Annotated in this window: 15 protein-coding genes; 3 read left to right on the top strand and 12 right to left on the bottom strand. The window is 66.8% G+C overall.

The annotated features are described in order from the left end of the window. Positions 1-18 precede the first annotated feature (18 nt). From mdcH to AC13FN_RS02200, 11 genes are all read right to left on the bottom strand, one after another. Positions 19-939 carry a malonate decarboxylase subunit epsilon gene (gene mdcH, locus AC13FN_RS02250; RefSeq protein ID WP_049434568.1) on the bottom strand — a complete coding sequence of 307 codons (921 nt, stop codon included), beginning with the start codon at positions 937-939 and terminating at the stop codon, positions 19-21. Beyond that, positions 936-1,793 (bottom strand): triphosphoribosyl-dephospho-CoA synthase MdcB, encoded by an 858-nt coding sequence (gene mdcB, locus AC13FN_RS02245; protein WP_197645966.1) that lies wholly within the window; start codon positions 1,791-1,793, stop codon positions 936-938. Before mdcB ends, mdcH begins: the two co-directional genes overlap by 4 nt. Next, positions 1,790-2,431, bottom strand: a complete 642-nt coding sequence (mdcG, locus tag AC13FN_RS02240; protein ID WP_049434571.1) for a malonate decarboxylase holo-[acyl-carrier-protein] synthase — start codon at positions 2,429-2,431, stop codon at positions 1,790-1,792. The genes mdcB and mdcG overlap by 4 nt, the downstream gene beginning before the upstream one ends. Then, positions 2,424-3,128 (bottom strand): biotin-independent malonate decarboxylase subunit gamma, encoded by a 705-nt coding sequence (gene mdcE / locus AC13FN_RS02235; RefSeq protein ID WP_482984356.1) that lies wholly within the window; start codon positions 3,126-3,128, stop codon positions 2,424-2,426. Before mdcE ends, mdcG begins: the two co-directional genes overlap by 8 nt. Positions 3,129-3,130: 2 nt before the next feature. After that, positions 3,131-4,039 carry a biotin-independent malonate decarboxylase subunit beta gene (locus AC13FN_RS02230; protein WP_312391061.1) on the bottom strand — a complete coding sequence of 303 codons (909 nt, stop codon included), beginning with the start codon at positions 4,037-4,039 and terminating at the stop codon, positions 3,131-3,133. Beyond that, positions 4,036-4,356 carry a malonate decarboxylase acyl carrier protein gene (gene mdcC, locus AC13FN_RS02225; RefSeq protein ID WP_049434575.1) on the bottom strand — a complete coding sequence of 107 codons (321 nt, stop codon included), beginning with the start codon at positions 4,354-4,356 and terminating at the stop codon, positions 4,036-4,038. Before mdcC ends, AC13FN_RS02230 begins: the two co-directional genes overlap by 4 nt. 10 nt (positions 4,357-4,366) lie before the next feature. Beyond that, positions 4,367-6,010: a malonate decarboxylase subunit alpha gene (gene mdcA, locus AC13FN_RS02220; protein WP_401741679.1), complete on the bottom strand. Its 1,644-nt coding sequence runs from the start codon at positions 6,008-6,010 to the stop codon at positions 4,367-4,369. A 156-nt stretch (positions 6,011-6,166) separates the two neighbouring features. Beyond that, positions 6,167-8,359 carry a TonB-dependent siderophore receptor gene (locus AC13FN_RS02215; RefSeq protein ID WP_312391057.1) on the bottom strand — a complete coding sequence of 731 codons (2,193 nt, stop codon included), beginning with the start codon at positions 8,357-8,359 and terminating at the stop codon, positions 6,167-6,169. Between the two features lie 323 nt (positions 8,360-8,682). Next, positions 8,683-10,377, bottom strand: coding sequence for a malate dehydrogenase (quinone) (gene mqo, locus AC13FN_RS02210; RefSeq protein WP_049434581.1), 1,695 nt, complete (start codon positions 10,375-10,377; stop codon positions 8,683-8,685). A gap of 194 nt (positions 10,378-10,571) precedes the next feature. Then, positions 10,572-11,018 (bottom strand): GNAT family N-acetyltransferase, encoded by a 447-nt coding sequence (locus AC13FN_RS02205; RefSeq protein ID WP_049434583.1) that lies wholly within the window; start codon positions 11,016-11,018, stop codon positions 10,572-10,574. A 169-nt stretch (positions 11,019-11,187) separates the two neighbouring features. Beyond that, a complete protein-coding gene (locus AC13FN_RS02200; protein ID WP_006424060.1) occupies positions 11,188-12,093 on the bottom strand; it encodes a LysR family transcriptional regulator ArgP in 906 nt (301 codons plus the stop codon). A gap of 138 nt (positions 12,094-12,231) precedes the next feature. On the opposite strand from AC13FN_RS02200, the gene AC13FN_RS02195 reads away from it, so the two are divergent. Together AC13FN_RS02195 and AC13FN_RS02190 are read left to right on the top strand one after the other, a co-directional pair. After that, positions 12,232-12,867 (top strand): LysE/ArgO family amino acid transporter, encoded by a 636-nt coding sequence (locus tag AC13FN_RS02195; RefSeq protein WP_005408523.1) that lies wholly within the window; start codon positions 12,232-12,234, stop codon positions 12,865-12,867. A gap of 167 nt (positions 12,868-13,034) precedes the next feature. Further along, positions 13,035-15,017: an alpha/beta hydrolase family protein gene (locus AC13FN_RS02190; protein WP_049434588.1), complete on the top strand. Its 1,983-nt coding sequence runs from the start codon at positions 13,035-13,037 to the stop codon at positions 15,015-15,017. Between the two features lie 57 nt (positions 15,018-15,074). Here the strand turns inward: AC13FN_RS02190 and AC13FN_RS02185 are convergent, their stop codons facing one another. Then, entirely contained in the window at positions 15,075-16,829 is a 1,755-nt protein-coding gene (locus tag AC13FN_RS02185) for a peptide MFS transporter (RefSeq protein WP_197645980.1), read from the bottom strand. 255 nt (positions 16,830-17,084) lie between these two features. Here AC13FN_RS02185 and AC13FN_RS02180 point away from each other — a divergent pair, with 255 nt between their 5' ends. Further along, entirely contained in the window at positions 17,085-19,049 is a 1,965-nt protein-coding gene (locus AC13FN_RS02180; RefSeq protein ID WP_032127608.1) for an OPT family oligopeptide transporter, read from the top strand. The last annotated feature ends 74 nt before the right edge of the window (positions 19,050-19,123 follow it).

The following is a 19,123-nucleotide window of genomic DNA, read 5'->3' as shown; positions in this document are numbered from 1 at the left end:
ACGTACTGCTCGAACCCGTTACTGCAGCCGTTCCAGCGCGCTGCGGACCCAGGCCGCGGCGCCTTCAAGGCTCTGGAACTCTTCCACCGCGCGCACTTCGCAGCACGGATAGGCCGGCGCGACCATGCGCGCCAACGCGTTGCCCGGGCCCAGCTGCAGGAATACCCGCGCGCCGCGCTCGAAGGCCTGGCGCATCACCTGCGCCCACTCGATGGTCTGCGCCAGCTGCAACGACAGCGTGTGGACCGCCGTTGTGCGATCCCGCACCGGACGCGCATCGATGCCGGCCAGCAGCGGCAGGCGCGGGGCCTGTAGCGCGGAGGCATCGAGGGCCGCAGCGAACGGTGCGACCGCCGCTGCCAGCAGCGGTGTGTGCGCCGGAACGTGCACCGGCAGCGGCCGGATGCCTGCACCGCGTGCACGCGCTGCATCGGCCAGGCCCTGCAGCGAGGCGTGCGTGCCGCCCACGATGAAATGGTCGTGCCCGTTGGCGATGGCCACGTACGCACCGTGCAGATCGCACAGCGGCTGCAGTACGTGGCGTTCCAGGCCAAGCACCGCCTGCAGACCTGCGTCGGCGGGGCTGGCGCTGTCCATCAACCACGCGCGCCGAGCGGCGAGAGCCAGGCAGGTGGCGGCATCAACGCTGCCGGCGATCGCATGCGCGGCCAGTTCACCGATGCTGTAGCCGGCCACCAGCACCGGTGCTTGCACCGCTTCGCGAAGTCCCTGCCAGTGCGCGAGGCTGGCTGCACACAGCAGGGGCTGCGCGAGTGCATTGCCGAAGCGCGATTCGTCAGCGGCCGCCGCGAACACATCGCGTCCAAGCACTGCGCTGGCAGCCTCCAGTACGTTGCGCGCGGCAGGCAGATCGCGCACGTGCTCGAACATCGCGGCGTGCTGCGCGCCTTGCCCGGGGCAGAGCAGGGCAAGGCTCATACGCCCTCCTGCTGCAGCAGGAACCAGCTGCAGGCAAGCAGATCAGCACTGCCACCAGGGCTCAGGCGGCGTGCGACGAAGCGCTCACCGATGCCGTGCAGGCGTGCCTGCCAGCCGGGTACGAAGGTACCGCCGCCCTGCAGAAAACGGCGCGCCTGCCGCTGGGACCAGCGCAGGCCGTCGGCGCCGCCACGGTGCAGCAGGTTGAGGTCATCCACGCACGCGATCAGCTGCATCAGGGTCTGGCACATCGCGGCCTCGCGTGGCAGGCCGCTGGCCAGTGCGTGGCGCAGGGTAGGCAGTGCCACGTCGCGCAGCAGCGGGTAGCCGGTGGCCGCTTGTTCGCGCACACCTTGCACGCCGTGTCGGGCACGCGCGCGCTGGCCAGGGCTGTTCGCATCCAGAGGTGCGTCGGCGAGCTCGGCAGCCCAACGGCACACTTCCTGGCAGACCTGTTCGGCTGCGATGGCATGGCCCGCGCGGCCCTGGCAGGCAGCGGACGCGGCCACCAGCAGCCCAAGGCTGAAGATCGCACCGCGATGGGTGTTGATGCCCGCGGTGGCGTGCAGCATCGATATCTCAGCGGCGATGCCATGCGCCCGCAGTGTCTGGAACGGCGCCGCGCTGGCACCGGCGTCGGCCACGGCGATGAAGTAGTGGCGCAGCGCGAACAGGCTGCGCAGGAATGTGCCGGCGTCCATGTCGCGATGGCTGCCGGTGTCGAAGGGTGTGACCAGTCCGGGCTTGGGCGCCAGTGCCAGCTCCGCGTGCAGGCTGGCGATGGCGAGGCGCCCCAGTCGCGCGCTGTTCACGGCAGCTGCCGGCCTGGCCGCCGGTTGCACGACGGCGTTCATGCGCTCACGCCGGTGGAGGCGAACAACGCCTCGCGCAGTTCCAGAGCGGCACCATCGAGGCGCTTGACCAGTACCTCGCGGCTGCGTCCGGCGTACTCGCGCCAGTTCACGGCGGCGTCGCCGCCCAGGCACAGCTCGCCATCGACCCGCCGGTCGTGTTCGGCTTCCCATGCCTGTAGCCGTGCAGCCAGGGCATCGGCCTGCGCGGTGGTGTCGATCGGCCACAGCAGATCGACGTCCGAGCGCGCGTGCACATAGCGCAGACCAGTGAGGTGCTGCCACGCGAAGGCACCGATTACGCGCGCCCCAGCGATGTTCTGCAGCACTTCAAGGGGCCGCTGCCAGTCCTGTGGAACGTCGCCTTCCAGCACCGTCTGAAGTGTCGGCGGCGGCGCGGTGCGCAGCACATCGTGTGCTGGTACGCGCAGGGCCAGGCGCAGTTTGCCCTCGACGGGCGGTAGCGGCACGCCCAGACGCAGGCGGGGGTCCGCATCATCGGCGGCACGTCGCGCGACGATGGCCGGCCGGCCCTGCGCAAACCAATCGGCCAAGCGCGACTCATGCGCGGCAATGTCCGCCTGCCAGCCGGCGTGCGCTGACAGCCAGACCAGCGTATGGCGGGGCAGCCGCTCAGGCATCGCCCTGGCTCACGGCAGCAGCCACGCGTGCGGCCAGCATGCGCCCGCCACGTTCGGCTCCGCGCACGGCGCGGCGGTCGCCATCGGCGGGCGTGCGCAGTGCCTGCAGCAGGTGGACGGCCAGGTTGCCGTTCCAGATCGAGTCCACCGCACCCATCGCTACGTAGTTTTCCACGCCCGGCGCGAACACCGGTGAGGTCTGGCTGAGCGACTGCAGTTTCTCCAGCGGCTGCTTGGTCACCCGTGCCATCGCGCGCAGGTCCATCACCCGCACCTGTGCATCGGGCAGGGCGTGGATGTGGTCGGCCATCAGGCCGAATGAGAGGAAGCCGCCACTGACGGATTCACCATAGACCAGCGTTACAAGCCGCGAGCCGCGTCGACGCGCGAGATCCAGCGTCTGTGCCAGATGCGCGAAACAGCCATTGATGCCAAGCAGTTCGTCGCGCCGCGCCAGGCGCTGGCCGGCGGTATCCACCAGCATCACGATCGGCCGCTGAGGATGTGCGCGGGTGCTGGCCAGCACCGTCCCGGCCAGTGCCAGTGCGTGGTCCACGCCGACTTCGAGTTTGTCGGCGGTACCGATCACGGTCACCTCGCCGTCTTCGGTGGTAGCGCTGCCGGTCAGCACCGAATCGTTCACCGCAATGGCATGCCCCTGCGGGAACAGGGCATCGAGCAGGCTCTGCAGTTGCATGCTCATGGCAGGCTCCGGTCAGCGGCGGCGATTAGGAATTCATCGGTGTCGAGCAGTGGCAGGCGTTCGGGGTGGGGAATGCCCAGCCGCGCCCAGATCTCCAGGCCATCGCGGCAATCGCTCCAGGCCTGCACGCGCGCCTTCAATGCCACATGACGTTCCTGTAGCGCGGCCAGTGCAGTATCTGAATCGGTGCTGCAGGTATCGGGCTGCAGCGCATCGAATGCCGCATGCGCGAACGCCTCGATGGCATCGGGAACCAGCACCTGCGCCTGGTCGATCAGGTAGCGGTGCTTGCCTCCCGTTACGCGCCAGACCAGTGCGCGGTCGCGGGAATCGAACTCTTCCACGCCGCGTACGGTCTCGATCACTTCCGGGCCGGACAGCGACAGGCGTCCCTCTTCGGACATGATGACCGTGCTGCAGCAGCGGGCCACGATGCCCATGCCGCCGAAGGCGCCGTTGCCGCTGCCGATCAGCGCGATCACCGGCACGCCCGCTGCACGCGCGTCCAGGGTGGCGCGCATGATCTCGGAAATGGCGATGAGCCCTGCATTGGCTTCGTGCAGGCGCACGCCGCCGGTGTCGAGCAGGAGCAGCACCCCGTCAGGGCGGGTTGCCGCCGCACGGCGCAGCAGCCCGGTCAACTTGGCGCCATGCACTTCGCCCACGCCGCCGCCCATGAATTCACCCTGCTGTGCGGCCAGCAGCACGCGTCGGCCGCGCAGTGCGGCTTCGCCAACAACGATGCCGTCGTCGAACGCCGCGGGCTGGTCGAGCTGTGCCAGATGCGGGCTCATCATCCGCCGTGCCGGGCCGAGGAATTCGCGGAACGAACCCGCGTCGATCAACCCGGCGATGCGCTCGCGCGCATCGGCTTCGTAGTAACTGTGGCGCTGCGTCCGGTTCATCGTGCATCTCCAGCAAGCAGGGTTTCCACGGCCTGGTCCAGTCGCAGGCTGACCACCGCTGGAGTCGCACCCGCATCGTTGATCGAGATGCGTACATCGCGCAGCGGATGACGCTGTGCGAAGTCGCTGATCACCGCTTGCCACACGTTGCCGAAGCCCTGCGCGGCGGTAATGATGCGCACCGTCATCGCGCCGTCCAGTGCGGCCGGCTCCAGCAGGATTTCCAGGTTGCCCGAGGCCAGCACGCCGACCAGCACCGCATCGCGCGGAAACTGCACCGCAGTGTGTCCTTCGAATCGATAGTCGAGGGTTTCCATGCTCAGCCCCTTACCAGTTGCGGAAGCGCTTGGGCGGGTCGTACAGTCCGCCGGACCAGCGCACCAGGTCCTTCACCGAACGCGCCGCCAGCAGGTCACGGCTGGCATCGCGCACAGAGATGCCCAGGTCGTCGGGACGGCGGATCACGCCGCGGTCGCGCAGGTTTTCCACCATCGCGCGGTCGCGGCCAAGGCCGACGGCGGTGTAGCCGGATACGCCGCGGATCGCCTGTTCGCGTTCCTCCGGCGTGCGGCACAGCAGCAGGTTGGCGATGCCTTCCTCGGTCAGCACATGGCTGACGTCATCGCCGTAGATCATCACTGGCGGCAGCGGCATCTGTGCGCGCTCGGCCAGGTCCCAGGCATCGAGGCGATCGACGAAGGCCGGTGCCATGTGCTCGCGGAAGGTCTCCACCATCTGCACGACCAGCTTGCGGCCGCGTGGTATTTCACCAGGGCGAGCGGCCTGTTGGCCGGCCTTGATCCAGGCGTCGCTGGCGTGGCGGCGGCCGCGTGCATCCGAGCCCATGTTCGGCGCACCGCCGAAGCCGGCGATGCGGTCGCGGGTGGCGGTGGAGCTGTTGCCCTGCAGGTCGATCTGCAATGTGGAACCGATGAACATGTCGCAGGCATACAGGCCGGCGGTCTGCGAGAACGCACGATTCGAGCGCATCGAGCCATCGGCACCGGTGAAGAACACATCGCCTCGCGCGGCGATGTACTTCTCCATGCCCAGTTCCGAACCGAACGAGTGCACTGACTTCACGAAGCCCGATTCAATGGCAGGAATCAGTGCCGGGTGTGGGTTCAGTGCCCAGTGCTGGCAGATCTTTCCCTTCAGGCCGAGCGATTCGGCGTAGGTGGGGAGCAGCAGTTCGATGGCCGCCGTATCGAAGCCGATGCCATGGTTGAGGCGGTTCACGCCGTACTCGGCGTAGATGCCCTTGATGGCCATCATCGCCATCAACACCTGGATCTCGGAGATCTGCGCCGGGTCGCGGGTGAACAGCGGTTCGATATGGTTCGGCTTCGGTGCCTGCACCACGAAGTTGACCCAGTCAGCGGGAATGTCGACGCGGGGGAGGGTGTCGACGATTTCGTTGACCTGGGCAATGACGATGCCGCCACCGAAGGCGGTGGCTTCGACGATCACCGGCGTGTCTTCGGTGTTCGGGCCGGTGTAGAGGTTGCCGTGGCGGTCTGCGGCCTGCGCGGCGACCAGGGCCACGCGCGGGGTCAGGTCGATGAAGTAGCGGCCGAACAGTTCCAGGTAGGTGTGGATGGCACCGATCTGGATGCGCCCTTCAGCCACCAGGTTGGCCAACCGCACCGACTGCGGGCCGGAGAACGAGAAGTCCAGTTTCGAAGCGATACCACGCTCGAATACATCCAGGTGCGAGGGCAGCGACAGCACCGACTGCACCATGTGCAGGTCGTGCACCCGTGCCGGGTCGAGGTCGGCCAGGGCCTGGGCGAGGAAGTCGGCCTGCTTCTGGTTGTTGCCCTCCAGGCAGACTTTGTCGCCTGCCTCCAGCAGTGCGTGCAGCAGCTCGCCCACATCGGTGGCGGCGACCTCGCGTCCCCGGGCCCACGGCGCGGCACGTTCCAGGCGGGCCTGGCGGCTGCGTTCCAACGTATCCCAGCTCGGGTTCATCGACCGGCTTCCGATTGGTGTCGATGTAATTACGGCATAATTACAATGAGGGGTGCAACCTGCAGTGCAGCAAAAAGAAGGGCCCGCGCGAAGGCGGGCCCATCCAGGATTGCGGTGTGCCGACCAACCGTCAGCACCCACCGGTTTGCGGGTGGCTCAGAACTTCCAGCGCAGGCTGGCCGACACGAAGCGCGGTTCGCCGTAGTTGTTGTAGTCCAGATTCGCCCAGTAGGTCTTGTCCAGTGCGTTGCGCACGCTCAGCGTTGCGGTCCAGCTGTCGCTGATGCGGTAGTTGGCGTTGAACTGCACCAGCATGTACGCCGGCTGGTTCACCGTGACCGTGCCGCCCAGCGGATAGGCGATGTTGTAGCCCTGCACCTTGCTCTGCCACTGCACGCCACCGCCTACGCTCAGGCGTTCCAGCGCACCGCGCAGCTGCAGCTGCGTGTTGAGCTGCAGCAGATCCTTGGGCGGGTTGGCGTACAGCAGGTCGGTAGCCGCGCGGGTCACCTTGACGTGGGTGTAGCCGGCATTGACCGTCCAGCCCGGCAGGATCTCGCCGTTGACGTCCATCTCCCAGCCGCGCGCCTTGGTGCCGTTGACGCCGACGTAGGCGGAGGTGCCATCGCTGAGCGAACCCTCCGGCACGCCCATGTCGCGCACCGCGTAGTTGTCCTGCTTGGCCTCGAACACGGCGGCATTGGCGGTCAGGCGGCCATCCAGCCACTGGGTCTTGATGCCTGCTTCCAGGTTCGAGCCCTGCACCGGTGCCAGCAGGTTCTCGTTGCGGTCCTTGAAGTTCTGCGGGTTGAAGATCTCGGTGTAGCTGGCATAGGCCGATACGTTCGGCGTGATGTCGTAGACCAGGCCCACGTAGGGGGTGACTTCATCGCTCACCTTGTACGCACCGCTGGTGCCGGTGTAGGCGCCTGCGGCGTTGTACGAGCGGCTGAGGGTTTCCCAGCGGCTCAGGCGCGCACCGGCAATCAGCGACAGCGGATCGGCCAGGCGCAGGCGGGTGGCCAGGTAGACGCCACTCTGCGTGGTCTTGGCCACGCGGCGTGCGCCGGTGCGACGGTAGGTCACTTCGGAGATGTCGCCGTTCCAGCTGTACACATTGGGGATGTAGTAGCAGCGCTCGCTGCCACAGCGCGCCCAGTCGGTCGGGTAGTTCAGTGCGAGGGTGTTGGTGGTGCCTTCCAGGTCCGACCACTGTGCGCCAACGGTGAGGTCGTGCTCGCGGCCGAACAGGTCGAAGCTGCCGGACAGGTAGGCATCGACATTGCGGCGGGTGTCCTTGGAATCACCGGCGGCGGCACGCAGGTAGATGCCCGAGCCGGTCACCGGGTCCGGGTTGCCGGTGCCGTACAGGCGCACGTTCTGCACGTTGCCGCGGGTGTAGGCGGTGTTGATCTTCAACAGCCAGTTGTCACCGAAGTGCTGTTCAAGGTTGGCGAACGCGGTGTTGCTCTCGCGCTTCCAGTAGCTCCACTTCGGCGACAGGTTGGTCGAACGCGGCAGGTGGGCGAAGTTGCCCTGGTTGTCGAAGAACGGCACGGTGCCCCAGGTCGAGCCGGTCGGGTTGTTGTCCTGGCTCTGGTAACCGAGGGTGATGGTGGTGCTGTCGGTGACGTCGCCTTCCAGCACTGCCATGCCGGCCATCTTGTTCTCGTCGTAGCGGTCGTAGTACAGGCCGCGATCGGTATAGGCGGCGACCACGCGACTGCGGAAACGGCCGTCATTGGTCAGCGGCGCGGTCACGTCCGCCTCCATGCGCCGATAGTCCCAGCTGCCGGCGCTGACCGCGAACGAGGCATCGAACTCCTTGCCCGGGCGCTTGCGCAGCAGGTTGACCGTGGCCGACGGCACGCCGGCGCCACTGAGCAGGCCGTTGGCGCCGCGGATCACTTCGATGCGGTCGTAGAAGGCGGTGTCGTATTCCTGGTTGGTGGAGCCGCTGTAGGTGGGAATGCCGTCTACCTGGAAGTCGGTGATGGCGAAGCCGCGCGCGTAGTACAGCGGGCGCTGCGTGTCATAGAAGGACACGCTGACGCCGGTCACGTTGCGCATCACATCGTTGATGCTGAACAGCGATTCGTCCTGCAGGCGCTTGAGGCTGATTGCAGTGGCCGACTGCGGGGTTTCCTGCAGCGTGATCGGCAGGCGGGTGGTGCTGGATGGCGGAGCGGACTGCTCGGCACGCACGCTGACACGGTCCAGGGTCTTGGCATCGGCAGCACCATCGGCGGCGGCGAACGCGCTGGGCGCGGCCAGCAGGGACAGCGACGAAAGCAGGGCAGCCGGCAGCAGCGCGCGGCGGGGCAGGCGGTTACGCAGGGTCAGGGACATGGTGGGCTCGAGGCTTGGAAGCGGGGAAGGGCGGCAACAGTCGTCCAGCACCCGGGGCGGCGGCTTCGGGCACATCAGGTCCATCTGGGAGGGGCGCGGTCACTGCGCAGGACGCAAATGTAAATAATTATTAACAACATTACAATTATCGTCATTGCGCAGAGGCTTTCCGGCACCAGGCATCGCCTTCTGTAGAGCCGAGCCATGCTCGGCTGCTTTTTGCCGGAGCCGAGCGTGGGCTCGGCTCTGCAGCAGAGAGTGGCCCAAACGCGAACGGCCACCCGAAGGTGGCCGTCCGTCTGCATCGCAAGGAACGCGCAGGCTTACAGCGCCTGCAGTTCCTCGTTGGCGTTGCGCTTTTCCTTGACCGGCGCCGGAGCCGGAATTGCGGCCGGTGCAGGTGCTGCCGCGTTGGCATCCACCGGCACTTCCAGGTAGGGAAGGTGCAGGGTCTGGCTGGTCAGCGTGCGGATCTCGTTGACCAGCGCGGCGCTGTCGTTGAGCTTGCGCCCGTACGACGGCACGATCTCGCGCAGGCGCGCTTCCCAACCGGCCTTCATCTGGTCCGGGAAGGCCTTGGCCATCAGGTCCAGCATGATCGGCGGCGAGGTCGACGCACCCGGCGAGGCGCCGAGCAGGGCCGCGATGGTGTGGTCCTTGTCGGTCACGATCTCGGTACCGAACTGCAGCACCGGGCCCTTCAGCGGATCGCGCTTGATGATCTGCACGCGCTGGCCGGCGGTGATCAGCTTCCAGTCACCCGGCTTGGCATTGGGGAAGTACTTGACCAGCTCGGCCTGGCGGTCGGCATCGTTCAGGCGTGCCTGGCCCATCAGGTACTGCACCAGGTCCAGGTTGTCCTTGCCCACTTCCAGCATCGGGCCGACGTTGTTGTGGGTGACCGAGGAATACAGGTCCCACCACGAGCCGTGCTTGAGGAACTTGGTGCTGTACAGCGCGAACGGCCCGAACAGCACCACCGGCTTGCCGTCCAGCTTGCGCGCATCCAGGTGCGGCACCGACATTGGCGGCGAACCGGTCTCGGCCATGCCGTAGGCCTTCACGCCATGGCGCGAGGTCACGTCCTGGCCCTGGAAGGCGAGGAACTGGCCACCGACCGGGAAGCCGGCGTAGTCCTTCGACTCCGGAATGCCCGACATCTGCAGCAGCTTGAGCGCGGCGCCACCGGCACCGATGAACACGAAGCGGGCGTGGGTGGTGGATTCGGTGCCGGCCTTGAGGTCCTTCACCGTCACGTTCCAGCTCTTGTCGGTGTTCTGCCGCAGCGCGCTCACTTCGTGGTTCAGATGCAGGCTGAAGTTCGGGCTGCGCTGCAGGCCGGTGGTCAGCTGGCGGGTGATCACGCCGAAGTTGACGTCGGTGCCCAGCGGCATCCAGGTCGCGGCGACCTTCTGCTTCGGGTCACGGCCTTCCATCAGCAGCGGTGCCCACTGCTTGATCTGGGCCGGATCCTCGGAGTACTGCATGCCGTAGAACAGCGGGTTCTTCACCAGGGCCTGCTGGCGCTTGTGCAGGTAGGCGATGTTGTCATCGCCCCAGACGAAGCTCATGTGCGGGGTCGGGTTGATAAAGTCGCTGGGCTGGCTCAGCCGGCCTTCCTTGACCTGGTGCGACCAGAACTGGCGCGAAACCTCGAACGATTCGGCGATGCCGACCGCGCGCTTGGTCTCGATGCTGCCGTCGGGCAGTTCCGGGGTGTAGTTCAGTTCGGCGAAGGCCGAGTGGCCGGTGCCGGCGTTGTTCCAGCCGTCGGAGCTTTCACCGGCGACGCCGTCGAGGCGTTCGTAGACCTGGATGTTCCAGTCCGGCTGCAGTTCCTGCAGGTAGGTGGCCAGGGTGATGCTCATGATGCCGGCGCCGACCAGCACAACGTCGACGGGCTTGTCGTTGCTGGCGGCGGGCACCGAGCGCTGGGTCAGCGGCCAGTACAGGAACAGCGCGGCGGCCAGCAACAGCAGCACGAGCAGGGCGAGCAGGGCCTTGCCAAATTTCTTCATGGGGGCGGGATCGTTGGCGGAGGGGAGGAGGTCAGGATGCGCATGAAGCAGGGAAAGGGCGTGAAGAAACAACGCCTTGCAGCATCCAGGTGCGATTCTAACCGGATCGGGTCCTTTTTTGATGCAACGCAGCATCCGGCGCTTCGCACCATCCTCACCCGGTAGCGCCAGGCCTTGCCTGGCGACGCCTTCAATCAGACCAGCTCCAGAATCTCGTCTCCGGCGTCGTCGATCTCACCGGTCGGGCGCCACCCCAGGCGGCGGTAGAAGCCGTGCGAGCGCGATCGCGGGTCGGCCGAGCAGGCCAGGAACAGCCGCTGGTGACCGGCATCGCGGGTCAGGCTCACCACGTCCTGCAGCAGCTGGCGGCCGATGCCGCGGCCTTCGTAGTCCGGCAGCAGGGCCAGCACCAGCACCTCGCCGCTGTCGCGGTCGGCGAAGCAGTAACCGGCCATGCGCTCGCCCTCCCAGGCGATGCGGCCGATCGAATCGCCTTGGGCGATGCCGGCCGCCCAGCTGTCCTCGGTGATGCCCAGTTCCGCCAGCTGGGTGGCACTGAAGGCGTTCTCGCGGGTGCGCCCGCGCAGGTCGATGCAGGCGGCGGCATCTTCGGGGCGCGCATCGCGGACGAATACAGGCATGCAGGGCATCCTTGCAGTGATCGGCCGACCAGTATCCGCATCACGCATGGACCCGGTGTGGAGGTTTCGTGGAGGTTGGATGGAGCAAAAAGGGGACGGAGGGGATTAAGTCGTCTTTGCCCGATATGTCGTCTGGGTCTTAAACGACTTAATCCCCTCCGTCCCCTTTTCAGCGCTTGCGCCGGATCAGCGCGGAGGAGGCATCCAGCACCGCGCGGGTCAGCAGCGCCATGGTCTGCACGTCGCCCTTCCAGTGCTGCCAGTACAGCGGCACGTCTTCCCACGCGCGCTGGCGCACGTAGACCAGGCGCCCGGCGTCCAGATGGCGCTTCACCAGCGGCAGGGGGTTCATGGTCCAGCCCATGCCGCCCAAGTTGGCCTGCACGAAGGCGCGGGTGGACGGAATCCACCAGGTCGGCGCGGTGCTGGGCAGGTCGTCGCCGGCCATGCGCCGGGCGAAGCGCGACTGCATTTCGTCCTTGCGGTTGAATACCAGCACCGGGGCCTGCGCCAGCGCCTGCGCGGTTACGCCCTTGGCGAAATGGCGCTCGCGGAACTCGGGGGTACAGGTCGCTGCGTAGCGGATGCTGCCCAGCGCGTGGATCTGGCAGCCCTGCACCGGCTCATCCAGGGTGGTCACCGCGCCCAGCACGGTGCCCTGGCGCAGTAGTTCGACGGTGTGGTCCTGGTCTTCCACGCGCAGGTCCAGCGTGGTGCCGGTGCTTTGCGCGAACTGCGAGGCGGCCTGCGGGAACCAGGTCTCCAGGCTGTCGTGGTTCACCGCCACCGGGATGCTTGCCTGGGGCAGGTCCTCGTCGGCCAGGCCCATACGGTGCAGGGCATCGTGTTCGAGCAGGGCGGTCTGCTCGGCCAGCTGCACCAGCACCTGGCCCTCGGCGGTGGCGGTGGCCGGAGTGCCGCGCTTGACCAGCAGGCGGCCGACCCGGTCCTCCAGCGCCTTGACCCGCTGCGAGATGGCCGAGGGCGTGACATTCAACGACTGTGCGGCGCGGTCGAAGCTGCCTTCGCGGATCACCGCGGCCAGGGCGCGCAGCTGGGCATGGTCGATACGCATCGAATTAAGTTCCGCTAATGTTGGTTTAGGAAGTTTAGCTCGTCTTTTCCATGTTGCGGCGCGACAATGGCGCCCGTTCCGGTGCTGTCCGCCTTCGCGAGGCACCGTCCCCCCAAGCAAGTAAAGGCAGTGAATCCCATGTTCTCGGTCATCTCCGCCAGCACCGGCCTCGGTGCCTGGTTCTCTGGTGCAGCTACCGGCATCGGCCTGTTCGCCGTGGTCGGGGCCCAGAGCGCCTTCATCCTGCGCCAGGGCATCCTGCGCAAGCACATCGTGCCGGTGGTTGCCACCTGTGCGGCCATCGATGCGATCTTCATCTTCGCCAGCGTGGCCGGCCTGCGCACGCTCACGTCGGCACTGCCGTGGCTGACCACCGCCGTGCTGTGGACCGGCGTCGCGTTCCTGGCCTGGTACGCAATGAAGTCGGCACGCCGTGCGATCGCCGGTGGCGGTGGCATGGGCGAGGCTGACAGTGACGACGGCAGCCGCCGCGCGGTGCTGATGGCCGCGGTCGGCTTCTCGCTGATCAACCCGCACTTCTGGCTGGACATGATGGTGATCGGTTCGATTGCCGAGAACTTCGGCAACGCCCGCATGGCCTTCGCCGCTGGCGTGGTCACCGCCAGCTGCCTGTGGCTGACCGCGCAGGGCCTGGGCGCACGCCTGCTGGCGCCGCTGTTCACCAAGCCCAGTACCTGGCGCGTGCTCGACGGCACCATTGCCGTGATCCTCAGCATCCTGGCCCTTACGTTGGCGGTGCGCGGGGTCCACTGACCCGGCGCACGCCCCCCGAACCCACGTCCTGACTCTCTCTCCAAGGTAGTGGTAACGACGGCACCGGCAACGGTGCCGTCGTTTTTTGTGCCGATGTGGCGCGGCAAACGGTCACGTGCCTAGAATCGTGCATCCGGACAGGGTGTCCGGTTTTCCATGGGGGAAGGATGCGCAGGATTGTGCTGGCTGTACTGTTGGGAGCGGTTGTGGGTGGGGCATCGGCCGCAGCGCTGGACCTGGATCGCTATCTGCGGCAGGAGTCGTTTACCGACATCAAGATTTCGCCGGGGGGCGAGTACATCGCCGCGACGGTTCCGCTGGAGGCGGGAACCGCCTTGGCGATCTATCGCATTGCCGACATGAAGATGGTCGGCAGCTTCCGCCCGCCCCGCAACGATCACGCCCACACCTTCGACTGGGTCAGCAACGAGCGGCTGCTGGTGGGCATGGCACAGAAGTTCGGCGTGCTGGACCGGCCGACGCCGACCGGCGAACTGTTCGGTATCAATGCCAACGGCAAGGGCGGCGAGCTGCTGGTGGGTTACCGGGTTGCCGACCAGAGCCTGGGCACCAACATCAAGGTCAAACCGGCAGGCCTGGTGGCCGCGTACCTCAGCGATGAACTCAAGGATGACGATCGCAACGCACTGGTGACGGTGATCCCGCTGGTCGGCAGTTCGCATGCCCAGGTCGAGCGCATGGATGTGATCACCGGTCGCCGCAACGCGGTGGCACGGGCTCCCATCCCCGATGCGGACTTCACGATCGATGAGCAGGGCGAGGTGCGTTTCGCGCGCGCTGTTGTTACCGATGGCACGCAGAAGCTCTACTACCGCACAGGCAGCAACAGCGACTGGATCCTGCTCAACGATGAATCCCTGAGCAAGCACATCGAGCTGCCCCTTGGCTTCTCGGCCGACGGTCGCCTGGCGTACCTGCAGGTCGAGCAGGCAGACGGACCCGATGCCATTGTCAGCTGGGACCCCCAGAGCAATGAACGACGCACCGTGCTGCGCGATGAGAGCGCCGACCCGGCGCGCATCATCCGGCGCCCCGGCAGCCGCGTGCCGGTCGGGGCACTGTTCCTTGGCAGTGCGCCGCGAACGGCATTCTTCGATGACGCCTCGAACGAAGCCCGCCTTTACCGTAGCCTCGAAGCGGGCCTGGGCGGAGCGGCCTACATCACCTCCAGCACGCGCGATGGCAGGACGGTGCTGGTGGAAACCTGGTCAGGCAGCAATCCAGGCGATTTCTATCTCTATGACACGGTTGGCAAGAGTGCACGGCACCTGATCAGCCGGAGCGACTGGATCGACCCCGCGCTGGCGGCGGAGGTGCGTCCGATCAGCCTGAAGGCGCGTGATGGGCGTCCGCTGCATGGCTTCCTTACCGTCCCGCACGGCCGCGAGGCCCGTGCGCTGCCGATGGTGGTGGTGCCGCACGGAGGTCCGATCGGTGTTGCCGACGACGGCGCCTATGACACCGAGGCGCAGATGCTGGCGGCGGCAGGTTACGCGGTATTGCAGGTAAATTTCCGCGGATCTTCCGGTTATGGCCGGGCCCACATGCAGGCCGCGCGCAAGCAATGGGGACTGTCGATGCAGGATGACGTCACCGATGCCACGCGCTGGGCGATCGAACAGGGCGTGGCCGACAAGAACCGCATCTGCATCTACGGGGCCAGTTACGGTGCCTATGCGGCAATGATGGGGGCGGTGCGCGAACCGGGCCTCTACCAGTGCGCGGCGGGCTACGTCGGCATCTACGACCTGCCGTTGATGTACGCCCGTGGAGACATCCAGAGTGATGAGTCAGGCCTGGCCTATCTGCGCAACTGGCTGGGGTCGCCCAAGGATCTGGCAGAGCGTTCCCCGGTGAATCTGGCCGCGCAGGTGCGGGTGCCGGTATTCCTGGCCGCGGGGGGCCAGGACCAGCGTGCGCCGATCGTGCACAGTGAACGCATGGAAGCTGCGTTGAAGAAGGCCGGCTCGCCGGTGGAAACCCTGTTCGTCAAGAACGAAGGGCATGGTTTCTATTCTCCTGCCAATCAACGCACGTACTACAGCAGGTTGCTGGCCTTCCTCTCGCGCAGCCTGGGGGGACAGGTGGCCGCGCAGGCCGCGCCTGCGGAAAAGAGCAGCGCGCCCTGAACAAGCCGGGGGCGGCGGATGATCGATCCGCCGCCCCGGATTTTGCCTGCACCGGGCTTACTTGACCCCGTGCATCATCTTCTTCAGCAGCGGCGCGGCAATGAAGGCGGCCAGCGCACAGCCCAGGCCGATCCACATCAGCAGCCAGAACAGGTGCGCATAGGCACCGGCGGCGGCCACCATGTCCAGCGATTCGCCTTCTGGCACCTCGATCGCGGCCAGCTTGCCGAACAGCGCGGCCAGCGTCTCCGAGAAGGCGGTGGCCAGGAACCAGGTGCCCATCATCAGGCTCATCACCCGCGGCACGGCCAACTGGGTGACCGCCGACAGGCCGACCGGTGACAAGCACATCTCGCCACTGGCCAGCAGGAAGTAGGCCAGCACCAGCCACCACACACTGGCCATCTCGCCGGTAGCGCCGACCTGCTGTGCGGCCAGTGCCAGCGGCACGAACGACAGCGCGCCGATCACCAGACCCCAGGCCGATTTGACCGGCTTGCCCGGTTCCCAGCCGCGGCGGTCCATCCACGTCCACAGTGCGGCGAAGGCCGGTGCCAGCAGCACCAGGAACAGGCCGCCCAGATAGGTCAGCGAGCCGGCGGTCTGCGGGATCACCAGGCAGTCGCGCACCAGCAGCACCAGCATCAGCACGACGATGGCGGCGAAGAACGTGCGCGGCGCAGCCGAACCGGGGCGCCGCTCGGACAGGCGCGCGCTGACCACGAAGCCCAGCGGTGCCAGCAGCAGCGAGATGATCGACCATGGCAGCGGGGTACCGCCGGTGATCACCAGCGAGGGCACGATGTCCTTGGTCAGCAGGCGGTCGGTGAAGGTCACCCACGAGCCGTAGGACTGCTCGTACATGGTGAAGAACACCAGCGCCATGAAGATCAGCACCATCAGCGCGATCATCTGCTGGCGCTGCACCGGTGTGCACTTGCTGCCGGTGAACCAGGCGAACCAGACCAGCACGCCGCCCAGCACCACCAGCATCAGCATCAGCGCCAGGCTGATTTCACCGCCCAGCGCGAACGCGCCGTTGCCGGCCGCCCACATCAGCCACGCGACCGGCAGCACACCGAGCACCGCGCACAGATAAATGAACCATTCGCGCGGCAGGCCCAGCACCTTCTGCTTCAGCGCCGCCGGTTGCGGCGGCTCGGCGTGGCCCTGCAGGTATTTCTGGCCCCACAGGAACATCGCCAGGCCGGCCAGCATGCCGATACCGGCTGCACCGAAACCGTACTTCCAGCCGTAGGCCTCGCCGAGGAAGCCGCACACCAGCGAAGAGAACAGCGCACCGAGGTTGATGCCGGCGTAGAACAGCGAGAAGCCCGAATCGCGGCGCGGGTCATCCTTGGCGTACAGCTTGCCGACGATGGTGGAGATGTTCGGCTTGAGGAAGCCGACGCCCATGATGATCAGCGCCAGCGACAGGTAGGTCACCGCCAGTGCCGAGGTGTCGCGCACCACTTCGCCGTTCACCCGGTACGCGGCGTGGCCTTCGAAGGCCATGCCAAGGTGGCCGAGCACCAGCAGGATGCCGCCGAACAGCACCGCCCGGCGCATGCCCAGCCAGCGGTCGGCCAGCATGCCGCCGAACACCGGGATGCAGTACACCAGGCCGCCATAGGCACCGAGCAGGTCCAGGCCGGCCTTGTCGCCGAACAGGTGGTATTTGGTGAGGTACAGCAGCAGCAGCGCCTTCATGCCGTAGAAGGAGAAGCGCTCCCACATTTCGGTGAAGAAGCAGACATAGACGCCCTTGGGATGGCCCAGGAAATCGTCGGAAGCAGGAGCGGCAACGGTCATCGACGGCGGGGACAGCGGAAAGGGCGCGATTATAGAAGGGGATGGGCCGGATCACGGCGCTTATGACAAATGCGACTTAATCCCCTCCGTCCCCTTTTTGCGGCAGGTGTTGCCGGGCCTTGCCGGATCGGTCGGTTGGCGTTGCCGAGCGGGTCGGGGAGGGCGTTGGGCCATGTCCGGCGGTGACCATGCGCACTGGACTTGCCGCCCCCTGAACGCTAGCGTGATCGGGATTTTTTGCCAGCAGGGGCTTCCATGAACCACGACGCTGCGCCCAAGCAGCTCACCTTCCGCGCAGTGGCCCTGGCCATCGTGCTGGCGGTGGTGCTGTCGGCCGCAAACGCCTACCTCGGTCTGTTCGCAGGCCTGACCATCGCCACCGCCATTCCCGCCGCGGTGATTTCCATGGGCGTGCTGCGCCTGCTGGGCGGTGGCTCCATCCTCGAGAACAACATCGTGCAGACCGGCGCCTCGGCCGGCTCGTCAATCGCCGCCGGTGTGATCTTCACCATCCCGGCGTTGGTGATCATGGGCTACTGGCCGGACTTCAAGTACTGGTGGGTGCTGGGCATCGCCGGCCTTGGCGGCCTGCTGGGCGTTCTGTTCTCGGTGCCGCTGCGCCGTTCGATGATCGTCGAAGACCCGCTTCCGTTCCCGGAAGGCAAGGCTGCGGCCGAAGTGCTCAAGGCCGGTGAGAACCCGGGTCCGGGCCTGAAGATCCTCGGCCTGTCGGCGGTGATCGGTGCCTTCGTCAAGCTGGCCGCGGAAAGCGGCATGCGCCTGATTCCCGATGCCTGGGCCACCTCGGCCTACGTCGGCAGCTCCAAGGTTACCGCCTTCATCGGCACCAACCTGTCGCCGGCACTGCTGGGCGTGGGCTACATCGTCGGCCTCAACGTCGGCATCGTGGTGGTGTCCGGCTCGATCCTGACCTGGCACATCGCCATCCCGATCTACCAGGCGTTCTTCATGAACACCGATCCGGCACTGGCCGCGTCGGTCGCCACCGCTTCGTCCACCGAAGCCGCGTTTGCCATCTGGGGCGCGAAGATGCGCTACCTGGGTGTCGGCGCGATGCTGATCGGCGGCATCTGGACCCTGATCTCGCTGCGCAAGTCGCTGCTCAACGGCGTCAAGAGCGGCTTTGCCGCCGCCCGCAAGAGCGGTGGCCCGGTGCTGGCGCACACCGAGCGCGACCTGCCGATGAAGTGGATGCTGGTGGCCCTGGTGGTCTTCGTGCTGCCGCTGCTGGCCCTGTACCAGGCCATCGTCGGCCAGTGGCACGTGTCGATCCCGATGACCATCATCATGATCGTCGCCGGCTTCCTGTTCGTGTCGGTCTCGGCCTACCTGGCCGGCCTGATCGGTTCGTCCAACAACCCGGTCTCGGGCATCACCATCTCCACCATCCTGTTCGCCTCGGCCGTGCTGGTCGTGCTGCTGGGCGCCGATGGCCTCAAGCCGGTCGGTGCCGGCGGTGCGCCGCTGGGTGCGGTGGCTGCGATCATGATCGGCGCGGTGGTGTGCTGTGCTGCGGCGGTCGGCGGTGACAACCTGCAGGACCTCAAGGCCGGCTACATCGTCGGCGCCACCCCGTGGAAGCAGCAGTTGATGCTGGGCATCGGTGCGTTCTCGTGCGCACTGATCATGGCCCCGGTGCTGAACCTGCTGGCTACCGCCTACGGCATCGGCGTGAAGTCCGAGCTGCACCCGAACGCGCTGGCTGCACCGCAGGCCAACCTGATGGCCTCGGTGGCCAAGGGCCTGTTCGGTGGCGAACTGCCGTGGACCTTCATCGGCATCGGTGCCGTGGTCGGCGCCGCCATCATCGCCTTCGACAGCTGGTTGAAGTCGCGCAACGCACGCTTCCGCGTGCCGGTGCTGGCCGCCGCCATCGGTATCTACCTGCCGCTGGAACTGATGGTGCCGATCTTCCTCGGTGGCCTGATTGCCCACCTGGTGGAGCGCTTCCACAAGGTGCGCGCCGATGACGAAGAAGGCCGTGACCGCGTGCACAAGCCGGGCGTGCTGTTCGCTGCCGGCCTGATCACCGGCGAGGCGCTGATGGGCATCGCCATCGCGATTCCGATCGTGGTCAGCAGCCGTGCCGACGTGCTGGCCGTGCCGTTCCACCTGCCGGGCGCACAGTGGATCGGCCTGGCCGTGCTGTTCCTGGTCGGCTGGCTGATCTACCGCACGGGCAAGTACACCAAGGCGTAAGGGACGGGGTGTGCCGGCCGCTGGCCGGCAATACCGGAATCCCGTGATACCCCTGATTGCCGGCCCGCGGCCGG

This window comes from Stenotrophomonas sp. 115C5, from assembly GCF_056861055.1.
This window is presented reverse-complemented; position numbering and strand designations above follow the sequence as displayed.